General features: G+C 30.4%; 19 protein-coding genes. 7 read left to right on the forward strand and 12 right to left on the reverse strand.

Annotation, left to right across the window (positions count from 1 at the left end):
- Nucleotides 1-22 precede the first annotated feature (22 nt).
- The 10 genes from GOY08_RS09565 to GOY08_RS09610 form a co-directional block, all read right to left on the reverse strand.
- Nucleotides 23-673 (reverse strand): cytochrome c3 family protein, encoded by a 651-nt coding sequence (locus tag GOY08_RS09565; protein WP_158998687.1) that lies wholly within the window; start codon nt 671-673, stop codon nt 23-25.
- Between the two features lie 315 nt (nt 674-988).
- The gene (gene cyoE, locus GOY08_RS09570) at nt 989-1,879 is read right to left on the reverse strand and encodes a heme o synthase (RefSeq protein WP_158998688.1); all 891 of its coding nucleotides are present in this window, start codon (nt 1,877-1,879) and stop codon (nt 989-991) included.
- 25 nt (nt 1,880-1,904) lie between these two features.
- Complete coding sequence (locus GOY08_RS09575) at nt 1,905-2,378, reverse strand: hypothetical protein (RefSeq protein ID WP_158998689.1); 474 nt, start codon at nt 2,376-2,378, stop codon at nt 1,905-1,907.
- Between the two features lie 156 nt (nt 2,379-2,534).
- Nucleotides 2,535-3,194: an HAD family hydrolase gene (locus GOY08_RS09580; protein WP_158998690.1), complete on the reverse strand. Its 660-nt coding sequence runs from the start codon at nt 3,192-3,194 to the stop codon at nt 2,535-2,537.
- Nucleotides 3,194-3,601: a cupin domain-containing protein gene (locus GOY08_RS09585; RefSeq protein WP_158998691.1), complete on the reverse strand. Its 408-nt coding sequence runs from the start codon at nt 3,599-3,601 to the stop codon at nt 3,194-3,196. The genes GOY08_RS09580 and GOY08_RS09585 overlap by 1 nt, the downstream gene beginning before the upstream one ends.
- 16 nt (nt 3,602-3,617) lie before the next feature.
- Nucleotides 3,618-4,409, reverse strand: coding sequence for a hydroxyacylglutathione hydrolase (gene gloB, locus GOY08_RS09590; protein WP_158998692.1), 792 nt, complete (start codon nt 4,407-4,409; stop codon nt 3,618-3,620).
- Nucleotide 4,410: 1 nt separating this feature from the next.
- Nucleotides 4,411-6,858 (reverse strand): Tex family protein, encoded by a 2,448-nt coding sequence (locus GOY08_RS09595; protein WP_202914049.1) that lies wholly within the window; start codon nt 6,856-6,858, stop codon nt 4,411-4,413.
- A gap of 147 nt (nt 6,859-7,005) precedes the next feature.
- Nucleotides 7,006-7,437 (reverse strand): nucleoside-diphosphate kinase, encoded by a 432-nt coding sequence (gene ndk, locus GOY08_RS09600; RefSeq protein ID WP_158999067.1) that lies wholly within the window; start codon nt 7,435-7,437, stop codon nt 7,006-7,008.
- Nucleotides 7,438-7,559: 122 nt separating this feature from the next.
- A complete protein-coding gene (locus tag GOY08_RS09605) occupies nt 7,560-9,095 on the reverse strand; it encodes a hypothetical protein (protein ID WP_158998693.1) in 1,536 nt (511 codons plus the stop codon).
- 16 nt (nt 9,096-9,111) lie between these two features.
- Entirely contained in the window at nt 9,112-9,348 is a 237-nt protein-coding gene (locus GOY08_RS09610) for a NifU family protein (RefSeq protein WP_158998694.1), read from the reverse strand.
- Nucleotides 9,349-9,547: 199 nt separating this feature from the next.
- Between GOY08_RS09610 and GOY08_RS09615 the strand changes: the two genes are divergently transcribed.
- The 3 genes from GOY08_RS09615 (at nt 9,548) to tgt (ending at nt 12,592) form a co-directional block, all read left to right on the forward strand.
- On the forward strand, nt 9,548-10,675 hold the full coding sequence (locus GOY08_RS09615; protein ID WP_158998695.1) for a M14 family zinc carboxypeptidase: 1,128 nt from the start codon (nt 9,548-9,550) through the stop codon (nt 10,673-10,675).
- Nucleotides 10,676-10,952: 277 nt separating this feature from the next.
- Complete coding sequence (locus GOY08_RS09620; protein WP_158998696.1) at nt 10,953-11,381, forward strand: DoxX family protein; 429 nt, start codon at nt 10,953-10,955, stop codon at nt 11,379-11,381.
- Nucleotides 11,382-11,431: 50 nt separating this feature from the next.
- Nucleotides 11,432-12,592: a tRNA guanosine(34) transglycosylase Tgt gene (gene tgt, locus GOY08_RS09625; protein ID WP_202914050.1), complete on the forward strand. Its 1,161-nt coding sequence runs from the start codon at nt 11,432-11,434 to the stop codon at nt 12,590-12,592.
- 49 nt (nt 12,593-12,641) lie between these two features.
- Here tgt and GOY08_RS09630 read toward each other — a convergent pair whose 3' ends face one another.
- A complete protein-coding gene (locus GOY08_RS09630; protein WP_158998697.1) occupies nt 12,642-13,145 on the reverse strand; it encodes a CarD family transcriptional regulator in 504 nt (167 codons plus the stop codon).
- Between the two features lie 676 nt (nt 13,146-13,821).
- On the opposite strand from GOY08_RS09630, the gene GOY08_RS09635 reads away from it, so the two are divergent.
- The 4 genes from GOY08_RS09635 to GOY08_RS09650 all read left to right on the forward strand — a co-directional run bounded on the left by GOY08_RS09635 (nt 13,822) and on the right by GOY08_RS09650 (nt 19,474).
- Nucleotides 13,822-15,420, forward strand: a complete 1,599-nt coding sequence (locus GOY08_RS09635; protein WP_158998698.1) for an HD domain-containing protein — start codon at nt 13,822-13,824, stop codon at nt 15,418-15,420.
- 30 nt (nt 15,421-15,450) lie between these two features.
- Nucleotides 15,451-17,598: a thioredoxin domain-containing protein gene (locus GOY08_RS09640; protein WP_158998699.1), complete on the forward strand. Its 2,148-nt coding sequence runs from the start codon at nt 15,451-15,453 to the stop codon at nt 17,596-17,598.
- Nucleotides 17,599-17,607: 9 nt separating this feature from the next.
- Nucleotides 17,608-18,447: a pyruvate, water dikinase regulatory protein gene (locus GOY08_RS09645; RefSeq protein WP_158998700.1), complete on the forward strand. Its 840-nt coding sequence runs from the start codon at nt 17,608-17,610 to the stop codon at nt 18,445-18,447.
- A 79-nt stretch (nt 18,448-18,526) separates the two neighbouring features.
- Complete coding sequence (locus tag GOY08_RS09650; RefSeq protein ID WP_158998701.1) at nt 18,527-19,474, forward strand: glycosyltransferase family 2 protein; 948 nt, start codon at nt 18,527-18,529, stop codon at nt 19,472-19,474.
- A 47-nt stretch (nt 19,475-19,521) separates the two neighbouring features.
- On the opposite strand, the gene GOY08_RS09655 is transcribed toward GOY08_RS09650, so the two are convergent.
- A complete protein-coding gene (locus GOY08_RS09655; protein WP_158998702.1) occupies nt 19,522-19,926 on the reverse strand; it encodes a chorismate mutase in 405 nt (134 codons plus the stop codon).
- Nucleotides 19,927-19,928: the final 2 nt, after the last annotated feature.

Genomic DNA, 19,928 nt, shown 5'->3' on the forward strand with positions numbered 1-19,928 from the left:
TAACCCTTAATTGCTTTCATTTTTAATAGTGGCAAGCACCACATGCTTGCGGTGGTTGAATTAACTTATCTTTATAATCAGGATCATTGCTTGGAATATAGCCAAAAGCATGAGGATCATAAAGCATGTTTGTCAATTGATTTTGTGGCCGAATATTTGGAACAGGGTCTCTATGACATTCCAAGCACCAGCCCATACTTAATGGACTTGCTAAACTGATCACTTCCATTTTATCGACACGACTGTGGCAAGTAACACAACCAACTCCTGCAGTTAAATGTGCGCTATGATCAAAATGTGAGTATCTAGGCAGTGAATAGACATGCACCCAAGGAATAGGAGTTTTATTTTTATAACTTTCATGTAAAACCTTTAATCTAGGACTATCTTTTTTAACTTTATTATGACATCCCATACAGGTTTCTGTTGGAGGCAATGGAGCGAATGAAGTTTTTTCAACTCCACTATGACAGTATCGACAGTCTATCCCCATTTGTCCAGCATGTAGCTGATGACTGAAAGCTATCGGTTGTTCGGGTTCATAACCTACCGCCAAGAATTTTGGCGAAAAATAGTACCAAATTCCAACAATTATTGACACTAATAGCACTGGAATGCCAACGCCTAGGAATAAAGGAATTCGGTTCGTCCATTTTGGAAATATCGGTTCCACGGCACCACCTAAATTAAGCAAAAGCTGAAAAATAAATAAAAAAAACTATACACGCTTCTTTAACGTAACAACAAACAAACCTGATGCTTCCAACCATGAAATCAAACTCAGTGCAATGTTATGTTGCGGGAGTGTTCTAACGGATCATGACTTGACGAGCAAGACCCTTAATCCTAGATCATCAAAAACATTTTTCAAACTCATAATCTCTCAGCAAATTAAAATTTTCTCGATCACTTGATCGCTTGTCAAGCTCATATTCAAAAGAGTGGCGAAACACAAATGAGAATTATTCTCATTAAAAAAAGTTTTTAACTAAAAATATTTTATAATAAATATTTCAAAAAAACGATCAGCAACCAAACCAATGACTAAAAGAGGTAAGTAAACAAGAGATGCTAGAAAAAATTTTCTTGGCCAATTTGGCAACATTTCTTTTTTTAACCCAAGAATACTAAGTCTTACAAACCAAAAACCAAGAATAATTGCAGTAGCTAAATAAAATTTTCCGCCAACTTCTAATAAATATAAAGATATCGTAAAAAAAACTAAAACCAGAGACCAAGCAAAGGCTTGTATCTTGGCAATTCTTTCACCTCTAATTAAAGAAACAACTTTTATACCAGCTTTTGCATAGTCTTCTTGGTGATAAATAGCAATAGCAATAAAATGTGGCATTTGCCATGCAAATAGAACTCCAAACAAAGCTAATCCAGCAGCATCAATTTTGTTTGCAACTGCGGTCCACCCAAGAAGAGGTGGGATAGCACCTGGAATAGCTCCAATAACAAGAGCCAAGGGGGTTTTATATTTTAAAGGTGTATAAACCAAACTATAGGCAAGAATTGCTAATAAAGATAATAAACCAGTTAATAAATTAACATAATAAATTAACAAAAAAATGCTAATACAACAAAGAATTATTGCAAATATACATGCCTGGGAGACAGATATCTTTCCCATTGGTAGCGGTCTAAACTTTGTACGACGCATTAGCTTATCGGTATTTCTTTCATAAATCATATTAAATGCATTTGCTGAAGCTACTGATAATGCAGTTCCAAGTAATGCAAAAATAAAACTTTTTATTACAATATTCCCAGGAGCGAGGACAATACCTCCAGCAGTCATTAGTATACAAAAGAAAGCAATACGAGGTTTTGCTAATTCAATATAATGGCGATAAATCATGTTTTTATTTAGCATCTTTTTTCATATTTCCAATAAACAATTATTTAACTGCAGTTTGTTTAGCAGCTGACTTACAATATTCGGCTATTACTTGCCATACATCTCCACAGGCTTTTTTATGTCTTTTCATCTTACTACCCTGCATATATGATGTACATTGTTTAACACCGAAATTATATCCATAGATTTCATCACCATATTTTTTGCAACCTAATGACTTATCCGAGTTTGCTAAACAAACTTTTATCATTCTAGGTACAGTTGAATCACACAATTGAGTCATAGCATCGCATTGATTGAACCACTCCATAGTTTTATCAGCACACCCTTCTAAGGATAATTGTGCTGATTCAGCTTGTATTTTAGCTAACGAATGTGTAATTTCCTTTACAGAATGTTCATAATTCTGAAAAACAACCCAGCCAATGATTGTTGAAAGTGCAAATAAAGCAAAAACAAAAGGAATTCCCAAATCTCCTTTGCGTCTAAAGCTACCTACTTCTTCATTTTGCATTCTAAATCATCCTAAATAATGTTAATAAAGCACTCATTTCAAAATGAGAATTGAGTTTATATTTTTCTCATCATAAATCGATTTAGCTTATTCAATAAACAATATCCAGCTTCAAGCAGAGTTATATTTAATTTTGTGTTTGATTATTTTAAATGTTTAAATGTACGATAAGATTTCTTTGGGATGTCTCGCTGAAAAATTTGGAATTTCTGTGCCATGAGTTTGATTGTAACCCCATCCACACCAAATTGTTGTAGCTCCAAAATTTTTGCCACATTTTATATCACCTTCGCTATCGCCAATCATATAAGCTTTATCAGTATCAAAATTAAAGGAATATTTTTCAGCGATAATTTTTAATGGCAAAGAACTCGGCTTCATTTCTGAGCAACTATCTCCACCCATTAAATCAGTAAAAAATTTATCAATTCCAAGTTTTCTCAAGAGTTCTCTAGAATGTCTTTCTGGTTTATTGGTTATAACAAATACTTTATTTTCTTTATTAGCTAATAAATCATTTAAAACATCGACTATTCCTTCGTACAAATGCGACTTAATACAAATATTTTCAAAATAATATTTTTCATATAAATCTTTAACTTCATTAAATTGATTAGAATTTATATTGCGTTTTTCAATATAATCATCAAAACAATTTAAATATAACTCAGTCATCCCTTTATTAACAAAAGGCTTTATTTCGCTTGATAATTTTTTTGGTAATTTTAAAAGATTTCTAGTACCGTGGACTGCATCAATCATATCTTCAGAAGAATCTTCTAAGGTTCCATCTAAATCAAAAAAAAAGAAATTCATTACATGTTGCCTTTTTTTGCTATTATATCTTCTACACTACCTTTAGCATCTCCAAACTCTGTTACCTTTCTTTCTCCAGATCTACTGCCTTTGAAAGCTGTAAAAGGTCTAGAGTTATGAATAATAACATGGTGAGGAATACCTGGAGGTATTACTAAAATATCTCCTGCTTCGATAGTAATAGGAAGACCGTCAAAATGAAAAGTAATACAACCAGAAACAGCAGCTCTGATTTCCTCATAATCATGTCCATGCCTGCTTCTTTCAAACCAAGGCTCACATGTTTGCAAGTCATAAGCTTTAAAACCAAGTTTTTCTAATTCGTTTTTCATTGTTTGTTCTGTTGGATCAACTTTATGAGGCCACTTATACAGAGTAACTCCATTTGGTAAAATAAATTGGTACATTTAAAAACTCCAATAATTAAAAAGGTTTTACTATTTTTGGTGGATTATCTCTAAATTTTCGAACAGAACAGAAAGTATCAAAAGAATTATTTGTATTTGTTATTTTTTGTAACGTAATGTCATCCCAACGCAAAAAACTACTTACTGCTTTTTCTTCAGAAAGCAGAAAAGGAACAGTATTTAAACCATTTTTTAGTGTGCTAATTACCTTTTGAATTTTTTCTTTAATGAGTAAATTATCTGGTTCTAGTTTTTCAAGTATTAAATAATTTTCTAATGTATATTCGTGAGCTGTCCATATCAAAGTATTCCCTGGAAGCGTATTACGAAGAAAAAGTAATGAATTAAACATTTGTTCAAGACTTCCTTCAAATAATTTACCACATCCTCCACCAAAGATTGTATCACCAATAAACAAATGATTTTCACCATTTTTTAAAGAAAAAAAGTAGCAAATATGCCCTAAAGTATGCCCAGGTACAAAAAATACTTCAGCACATTCTCCTCCAAAATTTATTTTATCTTTATGTTCTAAAAAATGAGTTTGAAATGGTATACGGTTTCTATCTTGAATACTACCATAAATTTCGATGTTAGGAAATAATTGTTTTAATTCCTTATTTCCACCAACATGATCAAAATGATGATGAGTATTAAAAATTTTTGTCAAAGTTAAATTATTTTTATTTAAAAATGAAATAACTGGTGTTGCTACAGCAGGATCAACAACTGCAGCTTCTCTTTTTATTTCATCTATTAAAATAAAAATAAAATTATCTTCTAAAACAGATAACATTTCAACTTTCATATTACACTCTATTTGAATTAAATTTGTTCAATAGATCGGACAAGCTTGCATGTTTATCTTGTTCCTTTCCGTCGTTATTTTTATTACTTCTTTGCGAAGACTTTTTAGAATAGCTCATAGAAGAATCACTTGAATTTGCTCGCACTTGAGATGAATCAGAATAATTTTTTCTAAATTTATTTGGTTGAGCACTCACAGCACCAGAACGACCAACTGTTCCTTGAGTTGGTGCAGTATTGTGACTGGTAGTCGTTACCTCTTCACAAGCTTTTTTAGATAGAGATATTCTTTTTCTTTCTTTATCTAAACCTATTACTTTTACTTTTACCTGTTGTCCGACGCTTATTGCTTGAGATAGATCTTTAATGAACTGATTTGATAATTCTGATATATGAATAAGTCCATCTTGATGAACTCCAATATCAACAAATGCACCAAAATTAGTGACGTTTGTAACAGTTCCTGTAATCACTTGCCCCTCTTTTAAGTGATTAAAATCACGAACTTCTCTGTTATAAGTTTGTTTGGATCCTTCTTCACGAGGATCCCTTCCTGGTTTCAATAGTTCTTTAATTATATCTTGTAATGTTGGCAAACCTACTTCTTCAGTTACATAATTTTCTAATTTTACTTTGTGAATATTTTCTTTATTCCCAATTAATTCACTAATTGAAATAGTTAAATCAGAAGCTATTTTTTCTACAATCCCGTACGATTCTGGGTGAACAGATGTATTATCTAAAGGATTTGCACTTTCAGGAATTTTTAAAAATCCGGCTGATTGCTCAAATATTTTAGCTCCAAAACCCATAACATCAAATAAATTTCTTCTGTCTTTAAATTCACCAAAAGATTCTCTATGACGAACAATTCCTTTCGCCAAACTTGGACCAATACCAGCAACATATGATAGTAAACTTGGACTGGCTGTATTTAAATTAACTCCCACATAGTTCACACAGCTTTCAACAATTTCGCCAAGCTGTTTCTTTAGTCGACTTTGATTCACATCATGTTGATATTGTCCAACACCAATACTTTTTGGATCAATTTTTACTAGTTCTGCAAGAGGATCTTGAAGTCTGCGCGCAATACTTATCGCTCCCCTGAAAGTGATATCTAAATCAGGAAATTCTTCTCTAGCAAGATCACTTGCTGAGTAAACACTAGCTCCAGCTTCATTTACTATCACAATTCTTGGTTTACTTCCCAAAGAACAAGCAGCAAGAACTTTTTCAAAAAAATCTTCAGTTTCTCGCCCAGCAGTACCATTCCCAATTGAAATTAATTCTACTTTATGTTTATTGATGAAATTTAAAATAATTTCTGAAGCAGATTTATTTTTATGATGCGACATATCTTCATCATGATGTGGATAAATTGTAGCAAAGTCCAGCAACTTTCCAGTTTGATCCACTATGACTAATTTACTACCTGTTCTCAAACCAGGATCAACCCCCATCACTACTCTCTTAGGTATAGGAGGTAACAACAATAAATTTCTTAAATTTTTACCAAATACACTAATTGCCTCTTCTTCAGCAGCTGTTTTTGTTTCTAATCTTAACTCAGTTTCAATACTCGTTGAAATTAATCTATTATAACTTTCATTAATGCATTCAGTTAAAAATGTTTTTACTACTTCAGTTGCTGTATTTTTAACAACATAACTAGAGATAATGGAAAGAGGAATTTGCTCATCATAATCTAAAGTAACTTTTAATATTTCTTCTTTTTCGCCTCTTCTCAGCGCCATTAATCTATGGGGAGCTATTGTTTTTACTGGCTCATTAAATTCATAATAATTATTGTATTTAGTTTTTTTATCTTTAAAATCATCACGCACTTCAGATTTAAATTTTGCATTTTCAAACATCCAAAGACGAATTTCTTTTCTTACTTCAGCAATTTCAGATATACATTCTGCAATATAGTCTTTTGCACCTTGAATAACTATTTCTAAATTTTTTAAATCATCATGTTTCCCAATATATTCACTAAAAACAGGTATTAGATCTACCAAATTAGAGTCTTGTTCCAAAATTTGCATTGCTAGGGGAGCTAACCCGCGCTCTGCAGCAATTTGACCTCTTGTTCTTTTCTTTGGTTTAAATGGAAGATATAAATCTTCTAATTCTGTCTTAATTTTGCATGCAATAATTTTGGCTTGTAGCACTGGTGTCATTTTATTTTGTTCAGTAATTGAACGAATTATTGCTTCTTTTCTTTCATTCAATGAATAAATATATTCGTACTTATCCATGATATTTCGAATTTGAACTTCATCTAAACCTCCAGTTACTTCTTTACGGTAACGCGCAATAAATGGAATGGTGCAATCATCAAGGATAAGATTGAGAGTATTTTCCACCTGATTTTTAGGAATATTTAAATCATTAGAAATATCAGTGATCATTTCTTGAGAGATGTTCATTTCTTTTTTAGCCATAATAGTTACTCGCAATAATTAAAGTCAGGAGAACAAAGGGACTTCCCCAAAGGAAAGTATAACGCGCAGGGCATACTATACACTTTTTTTTAACAAAAAAAACCGCTTATGCGGTTTTTTAATTAACAATTTATTTAAATAAATTAATTACTTAGCAATATTTACAAGCTCAGTTCCTGAAAAGAAGTAGGAAATTTCAATATTTGCATTTTCAAGAGAATCGGAGCCATGTACTGTATTTTCACCAATACTTACACCAAATTCAGAACGAATTGTTCCTTTAGCAGCTTTAGCTGGGTCTGTCGCACCCATAAGTTCTCTATATGCAGCAACAGCATTTTTACCTTCTAAGACTGAAACAACAACTGGACCAGAAGTCATATAGTCACATAATTCACCAAAAAAAGGACGAGCGGAATGCACAGAATAAAATTGTTCTGCTTCGCGTCTAGACATGTGTATCATTTTAGTTGAAACAATTTTTAAGTCAGCATTTTCCATTTTAGCTAAAATTTTGCCAATTAAGTTTCTTTTTACACCATCTGGCTTGATGATTGAAAATGTTCTTTCCATTTTTATTCCCTTATTTTAGTAGGTTATATCTTATAAAGCGAATACGCTCTCGGAAGTTATTTAATAATAGGGTTCATTGTCAATAGAAAAATTTCAAAAATGTTTTGCTCTTATCAGAAAACATTCCTTTATGCTGACTCTTTCATTATAAAATCTTGCAATATATGGAACCAAATTCTAGGTCTCGGATTTCCATCATTAGAATCGCGAATTATTTCTTTTAAAATTCGCATTAAAAAACAAAAATTAAATAAGGACTTAGTTGTTTCAATATTCCTTGGCCTTAGATGAGATGAACCTATATTTTCTTCTAAACTATGATTGTAAAATTTAAAAAATAAAGACTCAATTTCAGCTAATGAAGGCTTATATTTTTCGGGCTGTATAGTTTCAGAAATTTTTTTGGATTGAATAGGAATTACTTTAACTTCTAAATTATCATTACCATCTGTGAGGGATGAGTAATATTTTCTTTCAGTAAAGTACCACGCAAATCTAAGACTAACTACTAATGAAGCAATATCTTTTAAACAAGGCTGCTTAAATCTTCGATAACTTGGATCATCAAAATTATCTGATTCATAATCTAACAAAACTAATCCATCTTTTCCAATTAAGAATTGCCCTAAATGTATATTCCCATGATTTCTTATACGTAATCCTAAATCATCAGCTGCTTTAATTTTTTCTAACATTTTATCAACAAAACTTGGTAACAAATAAAAGACTCCAGAATAAATTTGAAAATTATCTTTTAATTCTAAAACTCTTTTAAGTCTTTCTTGGATTTTTTCTGAAATAACACTTAACCATTTTAGTTTACTTTCAGCAGATGTCTGATCAGGAGATAAGTCAGATCCCCTGGGAGCCAAAGTCATTGCTTTATGAAAATCACCCATTATCCGGCCTAGAGATTCAATTATTTCTAATATTTTATACCAAGCTTCTTCAGAAGAAGATTCATTTAATTTTTTTGGAAATCTTGCCTTATGTAATAAAGAAACAAAATGTGGGAATAATGTTCCATTATTTTGTATATATTTAATCCCAATTGCTGTATGAGATTTTTTTATATTTTTTGAAGAAAATTCATATACACTAATGAGTCTAGCAAAATTTGAAAAAATATTTTGATTACTTAGATATGTTAAAAGCTCTACCTCTATCGATTGAGGATGTTCTTTTTCAATGGTTCTAAAAATTTTGTATGCAACTTGAAAATCGAGTCTAACGCATGTATTTTTTGTGTCACTCCAAATTCCTATAGCAATTAAGCTAGCTTCGCCACCACATTTTTTATGAAAAAAAGTTCCTTTCATAGATGTAGGAAGCGGATTTCTTTGTTTTTGTGCTATTCTCCAAGCTTCATAAAATTGGCCATCACTTGAAGCATCACGAATACTCCAAGGAGAAATAGTGATAAGGTCTCCATCTTCACTATAGCGCGCGAGACGAAACGGAAACACAAATAAATCAGTTACATTAATAAACTCAACCCAAACAAAACCCAAAGCACCTTGCGCTGAGGTATCAAATAAACAAACATCAAATACTTTGCCAACTGGACTTTTTAAATGTTTAAACGGGAAATTGCTCTGCTCAAGCCAGGATTGGCCTGAAACAGAATCAATAAGCTTTTCAATAATTTCAAGAAAGGCATTCATTTATTTACAGTTATTCTTAATCAGTGACTATTACATCTTCAAGATCAGGAAATTCTTCTAATAAATAATTAGAAATTGATTCTGAAGTATAAGCTTGAACTGAGCAGCTACCACATGATCCAGATAACTCTAAAGTCAAAATATTATTTTCTAGACTTAAAACATTCACCTCTCCCCCATGAGCCATCACACCAGGAGAAATTTTTTCATCAATAAAAAGCTTAATTGCATTGTATTGTTCAATATTTTGCATTATTTAGACCCTAAAATAAATTACGGAAACAAATGGTAGAAAAAAAATAGTATTTCTAGTCATATAACTAATACCCTTAATAATTGTAGCATAGTTTAGTTCATGACGGAAGCCTTGCAAAGATTATGTTAACATGCTGCAATATATGATAAAGTTGAGGTAATATTTTTTCAATTCAAGCCCAACTAAAGGAAAACTCATGGTTTATGCTCAAATTCTGAGCAGATATAAGTTTAACATATTGATAATATTATGTAATTTATTTTTTCCTAAAATAAGTTTTCCTATCGATTTCATAGATTCTTCCTATACCTCAGCAGAATCTTCAAAAAGTTCTTTATTTGATAATAACCTCACACTCCCAATTTCACTAGCGCAAATTAGTGGTATTCCATTAACAGTTTTCCATGTTCTAGGGGATGTTCATAAGGCAAGAACTCAAAGACAAATCAACGAATTATGTAACAGAGTAGATTTAACTTACAGAAAATTAAATTGGGGCAAAAGTCCATGCATACACATACCTTGGAAATTTGATTATGTCAGTGAAAATGGACAACCTTTGATTTATTGGGAATTTATTAATGATACAGTTGAAGAAGATTCCAAAAAAAATGTAACTTTAGTACTTGGCGGAGTTCATCCTGATGAACTTACTCCTATCCATTTAGCATTTCAATTTGCTGAAACATTATTAGAAAATCCATATTTGTATAATAATGCACACGTTATTGTTGCTCCTTTAGTTAATCCTGATGGTTTTTTTGCAAATCCACCCAAAAGAACAAATGCAAATGGAGTAGATTTAAATAGAAATTTTCCAACAGCAGCATGGAAAAAATATGCATATCAAGTTTGGAAAAATTCTAAAGAAAAAGATAAAAGAAAATTTCCCGGATTCTTTGCTAATTCAGAACAAGGAACAAAGTTTCAAGCAGATCTTATAGAGAAATTTAATCCTGATAAAGTTATTTCAATTCATGCTCCTTTAGCTTTTTTAGATTTAGATTATGAAATTCCAAAATTACTTAGTGTAAATAAATTAACAGATCAACAAAAAAAGGCGAGAAATTTAGCAGAAATTTTATCTAGAAGCGCTGGTAATTACAAAATAAAAGATATTGGAATTTATCCTGGAAGTTTAGGAAACTATGCTGGTAATGAAAGAATAATACCCACAATAACATTAGAAATGAGCAGTAGTAATCCTAAGTTTGTAAGAAAATTCTGGAAAGAATTTTCTCCAGGTTTATTTAAAGCAATTAAATTTGAGTTTAAAAAATACCAATTTGCAGATATTGTTACAGGTCATGTAACAAACGAATAAAATTATTTCCGATATCAATCATTAGTATATCTTTTAATTTAAAATTTTTTCAATAATAAATTTATGGATTCTTATAAGAATTGTATTTATATAAAATAAAACTCTTGATTTAATCAATTGAATAAATTTTATCTTGACAATACAAGAATAAAATATATTTTTTAAAAAGTTTGTATTATATGAATGGTCCGAAATTCTTTACTTATTTCAACCTTGACATAATAGAACAATTTTATATTTATTAAGAACTTTCTTAATTTCAATATTTGAGGAAACAATGTTACAAAAAATATTTTCAGTGTCATCATACGGAGCTAAAATGGATTTTATGCTCCTGCTAATTCGTTTGTTTTTTGGTTATGCTTTTATTATGCATGGATATGGAAAAATTTTATCCCCTTTTTCATGGATGGGAGAAGATTCTACTGTTCCAGGATTTTTACAAGCACTTGCTGCGATTTCTGAATTTGGTGGTGGCATAGCTATTATTTTAGGACTTTTAAGTCGTTTAAGTTCTTTTGGATTAGCTTGTACTATGGGTTTTGCTGTTTATAGCAGTAAATTTGTCTTTGGACTTGAGCTCATTGGTAAAAAAGGTGGTCCTTCTTATGAATTAGCTACTGTTTATTTTTTACTTTCAATACTTTTTTTAGTTGTTGGTCCTGGAAAAATATCACTCGATAAAATGTTTTTTGCGAGAAAATAATTAAAACCTAAAATATTAGTTTGCTATTTTTAATGCTTTAGGTAAAGAATTTGAAACCAAAATTATTTGGTTTGTATTTTCTCATTCCTTTAGGCTTAAAAATGGCTCTTCAATTTAATCTCATTAAAAAAGACAAACATTCTGAAGCTCGTCGAGCACAAATCACTACAACTCACGGTACCATTGAAACCCCAGTTTTTATGTCTGTTGGTACTTTTGGCTCAGTTAAAACGTTAGATCATACAGAATTAGAGGATATTGGTGTTCAAATCATTTTAGGCAATACCTACCACCTTTATCTTCGCCCTGGTCCAGAAATATTAAAAAAAGTAAATGGATATCATAATTTAATAAGCTGGAAAAAACCTATTCTTACGGATAGTGGTGGGTTTCAAATATTTTCCTTACCTCATCAAAGAGTGATTAGTGAAAAAGGCGTTACTTTTAAAAGTTATATAGATCAAAGCTATAAAAAACTTACTCCTGAGTCTGACATAGCTTTTCAAGAAGTCATTGGTTCTGACATTATGATGGCTTTAGATGTCTGTGTGCCTTCAACAAGCTCTTACGATATTTGCGTTCAAGCAATGCATAGAACACACAGGTGGGCTAAAAGATGTAAACTCGCAAAATCGAATGACGAGAATTCTCTTTTTGGAATAGTACAAGGAGCTATTTTTGAGGATTTACGAAAAGAAAGTGCACAAGCAATAGTGGATCTAAATTTTGATGGGTATGCAGTTGGGGGCTTAGCTGTAGGAGAATCCGATGAAGAACGTGATCATTTTACGAAGTTTACAACTCAATTGCTTCCAGAAAATAAACCTAGATATTTAATGGGAGTTGGCACTCCTCATGATCTTATCAGAAGCATTTTAGCAGGAATAGACATGTTTGATTGTATCATTCCTACAAATCATGCAAGACAAGGGGTGGCTTATACTTTTTCTGGAAAAATTAAATTACGAAGAACACATTATGCCACAGATCTTTATCCGATAGACGAAAACTGCAAATGTTACGTTTGCAAAAGATTTTCAAGAGCTTACTTGCATCAATTAACAAAATGTGAAGAACCAACAGGTTGGAAATTAATTTCATATCACAATACTTGGTTTTATGAGCGTTTAATGGAAGCAACTAGAAAACACATTGAAATGGGCACTTTTAAAGAATATGCAGCAAATTTTTTAAATAATGTTGAAGACTAAAAAAAAAGCCCCAGCAAAAATGCTGGGGCTTTTTTAATAAAACTCAAAATTAAATAGCGAATAAGATATGATTTAACTCATGCTCAATAACGCTTTTTTCTTCACCACGAGCAACAGATATTTCTGAAACAAGCATGTTACGAGCTCTTTCAAGCATTTTCTTTTCACCAAAAGAAAGTTCTTTGTCTGAACTTAATGAAGATAAATCTCTCAGTACTTCTGCTATTTCTACAAGATTACCAGTATTTAATTTATCGTTTAAAGCTCTGAAACGACGATTCCAAGTAGCAGTGGATTTCTTAGAAGGCGATTGTAAAATTTGATAAACTTTTTCTACGTCTGGCAAAGAAATTACTGAACGCAAGCCAACAGTCTTCGCAGCCCTTGTAGGAACCATAACTTTTGCACCAGTTGAATGAATTTTTAACACATAAAAATCCTGTTGAGCACCACCAATACTACATTCTTCAATATTCTCAATTGTTCCTACACCATGACACGGATAAACAGCTTTTTGACCAACAGTGAAATCATAGAACTTTTCAGCACTCATGCTGCAAAACCTCCGAAAAAAAGAAACCCCGTTGTAAACTTGTTATAAAAATCAAGAAAAACAACGAGAAATACTTAAGTTTTTAGTAAAAAAATAAAATATTAATAATATCAACTTGTCTTAATCTTGAAAAATTGAAAGAGTTGTAAGACAAGAAAAACAAAAAAACCTCCAACGCACCTTAATGCTGTAAAGATGCTTTTTTATAAAATCTGCTTAAAACTCTTTCTAAAATTACTATAACATAGATTATAGAATTTTGGGACTCAACTACCAAGATTGTTTACACAAACTTTAAATTTCAATTCAATCAAGCTATTGACAATAGTTTTCAAGTTTTTATTTGCGTCAGATCAAGATTTGACTTGAACTTAATTATTCGCAATTTGACATAACTCAAAAAAAATAATAGTGAATTGTCTCAGTAAAGATTTTTACTCTAATGTTTATTATACGAGTAAAAACACAAATTACTTAGACAAATCTCTCATTTTCTTCAGAAAAACCGAAACTTATTCTGTTTAAAAACCGACCATTTTTAGCCTGTTTTTGTAAGTCAAAGCATCATGTAATTTACATAGACAAATGTTTTTTGTCAATTTATTTTGCATAGTAATTGCGCACCTATTTAACATTAATCACTTTTTTTGTTAAATGGTAATGAAAAGGAGATCTAATGGTTCCCAACATAACTAGAAAACCAACCTCTGTAAGTGACATAACAACACTAAAACTGAAATATACTGGAAAAATAAGGGATTCTTTGCATGATACGATACCATTTACTGAAGCAGAAAAATATATCATTAATAAAGAAGAATTTCAAAGACTTAGACGAATTACTCAAACCGCTTTTACCTCATACGCTTTCCCTGGAGCTTCACACTCCAGATTTGAACATTCCCTTGGTGTTATGCATGTTGCAGATTTAATGATCCATTCCATTTTTCAAAACCAAAAACGCCTCTTAGATGCTCTTAGTGAGAATCTTATCCAAACCCCCAAACATATCATTGACTTTTTAAGAGAAAGTGAAAATAAACACGGCTCAATACGAGATACGAAATTAGCTATTGAGAGTCTTGAAAAAAAACCTTATTTACTTCAATGCCTTAGATTTGCAGCTCTACTTCATGATATTGGACATGCTCCTTTTAGTCATTCCTGCGAAAAATTTATGGTGACTTGGGCGCACTTAAAAGAGAACTTTAGCTCTTTAAAAGCACCAAAATGGCTAAAAGATGGAATAAAAATAAAAGCAGAAAAACTTGAAGCTAAAAATTATGAACTTCAAAAAATAAAAATTAGACATGAAATTTATACTCTACTTATTATTGCTAAAATTTTTGATAGTAATGATGAGTTTTTAAATCAAAAAATGGCTCAAGATATTTGCTCAATTTTAGATCTTTCTATTGCACCATATTCAAACGGAATATTAGCTAAAAGTAATTTACAAACTCTTTTTCATGAGATTATAAGTGGCGAAATAGATGCGGATAGAATGGATTATTTATTAAGAGATTCTCGTGAGTGTGGAATTATTTATGGTTACTTTGATTTAGGTAGAATTTTAGATTCACTAGCATTCTATTATAACGCAAATTCTAATTCTTTCCACTTATGCATTAGGCGAAGTGGTATTTCAGCTTATGAAGATTACTTAAGAGCTCGTTGGAGTATGTATCAGCAAGTCTATTTTCATAAAACTGTTACTGCATGTGAAGCAATGCTTGAACATGTAAACAATAATTCAAATAATTTTCACTTACCACTGGATATTGAAGAATATCTCAAAATAGATGAACATAGTTTTTATTCTTTTATTAGCAATAAATTTTCAGCAAATAATTATTTAAACAATATTTTAAAAGATTTAATATTTAAAAGAAAATTATGGAAAAGAGTTTTTGAAGAAATTATTCCAAAAAACTCCTTGCATAAAGAGTCAACTACATGTCAAAAAATTATACAATATTTAAATACGATTAATTGTCCTGCTGAAATAATTGAGTCAAGTACAAATTTAACAAATTTTTCACCTAAGGGTAAATATTTAACTTCAAAAAATAATCTTAAAGTAATAATAAAAGATGTTCATTTATTAAGATACTTAGAACCTATTGAAAATCATAGTTCATTAATTAATAGAGAAGACGAAGAATTTCTTATTAGACGAATATATATTTCTAAATATGATTTAAATTTAACAAATATTTCTGAAAAAGAAGTACAAAAAAATATCTCAGAGAAAATATTCAACATTAGTAATTAATGCTTACAAATTAAATATAAAGGTTTAATAATGAATTTTCCAAGTACAAACAAATTAAAATATGAAAACAGTCCCTATCTACTGCAGCATAAAGATAATCCTGTTCATTGGTATCCATGGGGAAACGAGGCTTTTCAACGCGCTAGGGATGAAAACAAACCTATTTTTTTGTCCATCGGATATTCTACCTGTCACTGGTGTCACGTTATGTCTCATGAAAGTTTTGAAGATTTTGAAACAGCTCAAATAATGAATGATCTCTTTATTAATATCAAAGTAGATAGAGAAGAACGCCCCGATTTAGATGAAATATACCTCGAAGCTGTTATGTTAATTAGCCAACATGGTGGGTGGCCTTTAAGTGTTTTTTTAACACCAAGCTTAAAGCCTTTTTTTGGAGGAACATATTTTCCTTTAGAATCAAGCAACAATATACCTGCATTTAAAGATGTATTAAAAGCGATAGCAAAATATTATTCAGAAAATATAGAGGATGCTGAAAATAAATCCGAAAAAATTGTGAGTTATTTAAAAGAAAGTACGGCACAAACTAGTTTATTAAAATTAGAAGAATTATTAAAGGATAATTCTTTAACAATTGATAAATTAGTTAATATATGTATTCCATTTTATAGTAAATTATTACAAAATTTAGAGAATGATTTTGATGACAAAAATGGTGGTTTTGGCCATGCACCTAAATTCCCTCAGCCATCTAAAATAGAAGCTTTATTATATGCTAATGAAATGCATCTAAAATCTTTTGCTTACTATACTTTAAATTCTATTAGATGTGGTGGAATTATAGATCAAATTGGTGGAGGAATTTCTAGATATAGTGTTGATAGTAAATGGATTGTTCCTCACTTTGAAAAAATGTTATATGACAATGCTCAAATGCTAAAATTATTTTCCTTAGCTGGGCTTCTTCTGAATAAAAATAATCAATTATTATCTTCTGGTTTTTTTAAGGTTACTGAAAACATTCTTGAATATATTGAAAGAGATTTAAAATGCAAAAATTCTGGCCTATTTTTTAGCGCAGAAGATGCTGATAGTGAAGGAGAAGAGGGAACTTTTTATACTTTTTACTATGATGAATTTTTAGATATTTTTAAAGAAAACTCAAAATTAAAAGATTTTGCAATTAAATATTACAATGTAACAGAAAATGGAAATTTTGAGGGAAAAAATATTCTAACAATTCCAAGCAGTATAACAAAGATATGCGATGAATTTTCTTTAAATAATCAGGATTGTTTAGAATATATAGAAAAATCAAGAGAAAAAATATTTAATTTTCGTAATTCTCGAGAAAGACCTTCTTTAGATAAGAAATGCATTTTATCTTGGAATTCATTACTATGTACAGGTTTAATTAAAGCCTCAATTACTTCAAATAATTTATCATTCCTTGAAAAAGGTTTAAATTTACTTATAAGTATCATGAATAAATTTAAAAATCCTGAAGGTTATTTTCATATATATATTGATGGTACTTTAAAAATTGAACCTTTTCTTGATGATTTAAGTTTTTTACTAGAAGCATGTTGCGAAGCACTTTTTATTACTGGCTCTTTGCATTTGCTTAACGAAATATTAGATTTAATTAAAAAGATTCATTCCTATTATGTAGATCCAACTCAAGGTATACTTTTTTATAGTAAAATAAATGAAAATACTATTTGTAGACCATCTAAACCAGAAGATAATGTAATTTATAGCTCTAATTCTGCTATTTTTGGTAGCTTAACTAAATTAAATTTATGGATTACAATTAACAATCTAAAAGAAATCAGCTTAAGTCAACAAAAAATGATTGATTCACTTGCTCTAATTGCATTATCAAATACTGTTCAACTCACTGAAAAAATACCTACTGCCTCTGCTCAATTATTACAAAAAATAAAATTCCTTGAAAATAAGAGAACTCTTTTAATAAAAAATATCAATAACTCAATACCTTTAGAAAATATTCACAAAGCATTTGAATTTTTATTAACTAAAACTAGCGATTATTGTTTTGTAGCAGTCGAAAGCAATAGTAAATATAACTTGTCAGAATTAAATTTATATGTTTTAGAAAAAAATTATAGATTACATGATCTCGAGTATGCTTTGTGCGATGTTCATGGTTGTAAAAAGCCCCAAAAAAATATCTCTGACCTCTTAAACTAAAGGTAAAATATGGATAAAGATATTCAAACACCTAATATTTTTACTGTCTCTGATGGTACTGGTGAAACAGCTTTAAGCATAGTAAGAGCTGTCAAAGTACAGTTCGAACATGAAGAAATGCATATTCAAAGATTTAATAAAGTTAGAACAAGAGATTTACTGGAAGAAATGCTTATCCAAGCTAGAGAAAAAAACGCCATTGTTGTAGCTACACTAGTAGATCCGACTTTACGAATTTATTTAATTTCACGTTCAATGCAACTAGGAGTTAAGGTTGTTGATGTATTATTTCCATTATTAGAATCCGTTTCAGAGTTAATTGGAAAAAGACCAAGCGCTATACCTGGCTTGCTACGTCAATTGGATGAAGATTATTTTAAAAGAATTAGTGCGATAGAGTATACTGTAAGACATGATGACGGTGTGATATCTAATGATTTATTTGAAGCAGATATTATCTTGATAGGTGTATCAAGAACTTCAAAAACTCCTCTCTCTATGTATTTAGGCCATAAAGGATATAAAGTTGCAAATATACCCTTGGTACCAGGTATTGAGCCACCGCCTGAATTATTTAAAGTTGATCAAAATAAAATTATTGGACTTATAATTGACCCTTCGAGACTTGCAGAAATAAGAATAGCTAGAGTTGAGGCTTTAGGCTCAAACGATATAGGTGATTATGCTGATCTTGAAAAAATATTTGAAGAATTAGAGTGGAGTAGAGAAATATTTAAGCGCAATAAAAAATGGCCAGTTTTAGATGTCACAGGTAAAGCACTTGAAGAAAATTCTGTTGAAATTGAGAAAATAATCTTAAGCAGATTTCCCGAATTAGAAAGTGAATAGATGAATCATTTATTATATTTTGTATATTATAACTTTAGTCTATTGCATTCAAACTTAGGTGAGGAGAAATTAGATTAATATGAGCGCATCAGAAATAACTTTTAGTGTAGTAATTCCAGCGTATAATGAATCAGAGACACTCCAACACTGTTATAAAAAAATTTCACCAATACTTGAAGCAAAATTTAAAAATTCATACGAAATAATTTTTGTCGATGATGGTAGTAAAGATCAAACATATTCTGAGTTAAAAAAAATAGCTTCAAATGATTCCAAAGTTAAATGTATTATTCTATCTAGAAATTTTGGCAAAGAAGCAGCCATGTCTGCTGGGCTTTTACATACAACTGGAAACTTTGTATCTGTTATTGATTGTGATTTACAAGACCCACCAGAAATTATGATAAGTATGTATGACTACTTGCTAGAACAAAACTGTGACGTGGTTTATGGAGTAAGAACCGAACGTTTAGGCGAAACTTTCTTAAAAAAATTAACTGCAAATCTATTCTATCGATTTATTGGAAAATTATCGATAGTAGATATACCTAGAAACACAGGCGATTTTCGGGTTATGAAGAAAGAAGTTGTTGCTGCAATAAATGAATTAGTTGAAACACAACGCTTTATGAAGGGAATTTTTGCTTGGGTTGGTTTTAACCAAATAAAATTTGAATATAAACGCGAAGCAAGAGTTTCAGGAACTTCAAAATTCAATTTCATCAAACTTTGGAACTTTGCTCTTGAAGGTATTACTTCTTTTACTGACATCCCTTTGAAAGTTGCTACCTACATTGGATTTTTTCTATCTATTAGTTCAATATTTACAATGCTTTGCTATATTATTAAATATTTAATAATTGGAGATAAAATTCAAGGATTTCTTACTTTGCTAATATCAATTCTTTTTATTGGTGGAGTTCAATTAATGTTCTTAGGAATTTTAGGTGAGTATTTAGGAAGAACTTTTTTTGAATCGAAACGCAGACCTATTTTTATAGCGAAAGAAAAATTGAATATAAAATAGCGCATAATTTTAAAAATATTATGCGCTATTTTCAACTATGATTAAACTTATTTATTAACTTTATTATCCATATATTTTTGTTGGTATTTGGCTGATTCTGCTACCATTTTTTCAAATACTTCTCCAACAATAGCAACAACTTCTTCAGAAGCTCCATCTTTTCTAGCAAGTTCTTTTGCTTTTTGAACTACTTCGCTCGCTCTTTTTTCATCAAGTGCTTTTCCAACGTTTTTTCCTAATTTTATATCAGCTACTTCTTCTTGTAACTTTGTACGTTCAATTATTAATGCAACAAGTTTAGGAGTAATTTGATCAAATTTTTCTCTAACACATTGTAAATCGGAACATTTTTCTATTTTTTTTGACTCATTTTTCGCATGATCATGACCTTCACATGCTAATGTATTTATAGAAACTAATGTAATAATTGCGCTTATTACGTACTTAATCATAT

Source organism: Pigmentibacter ruber, from assembly GCF_009792895.1.
In the GTDB taxonomy this organism is placed as follows: Bacteria; Bdellovibrionota_B; Oligoflexia; order Silvanigrellales; family Silvanigrellaceae; genus Silvanigrella; species Silvanigrella rubra.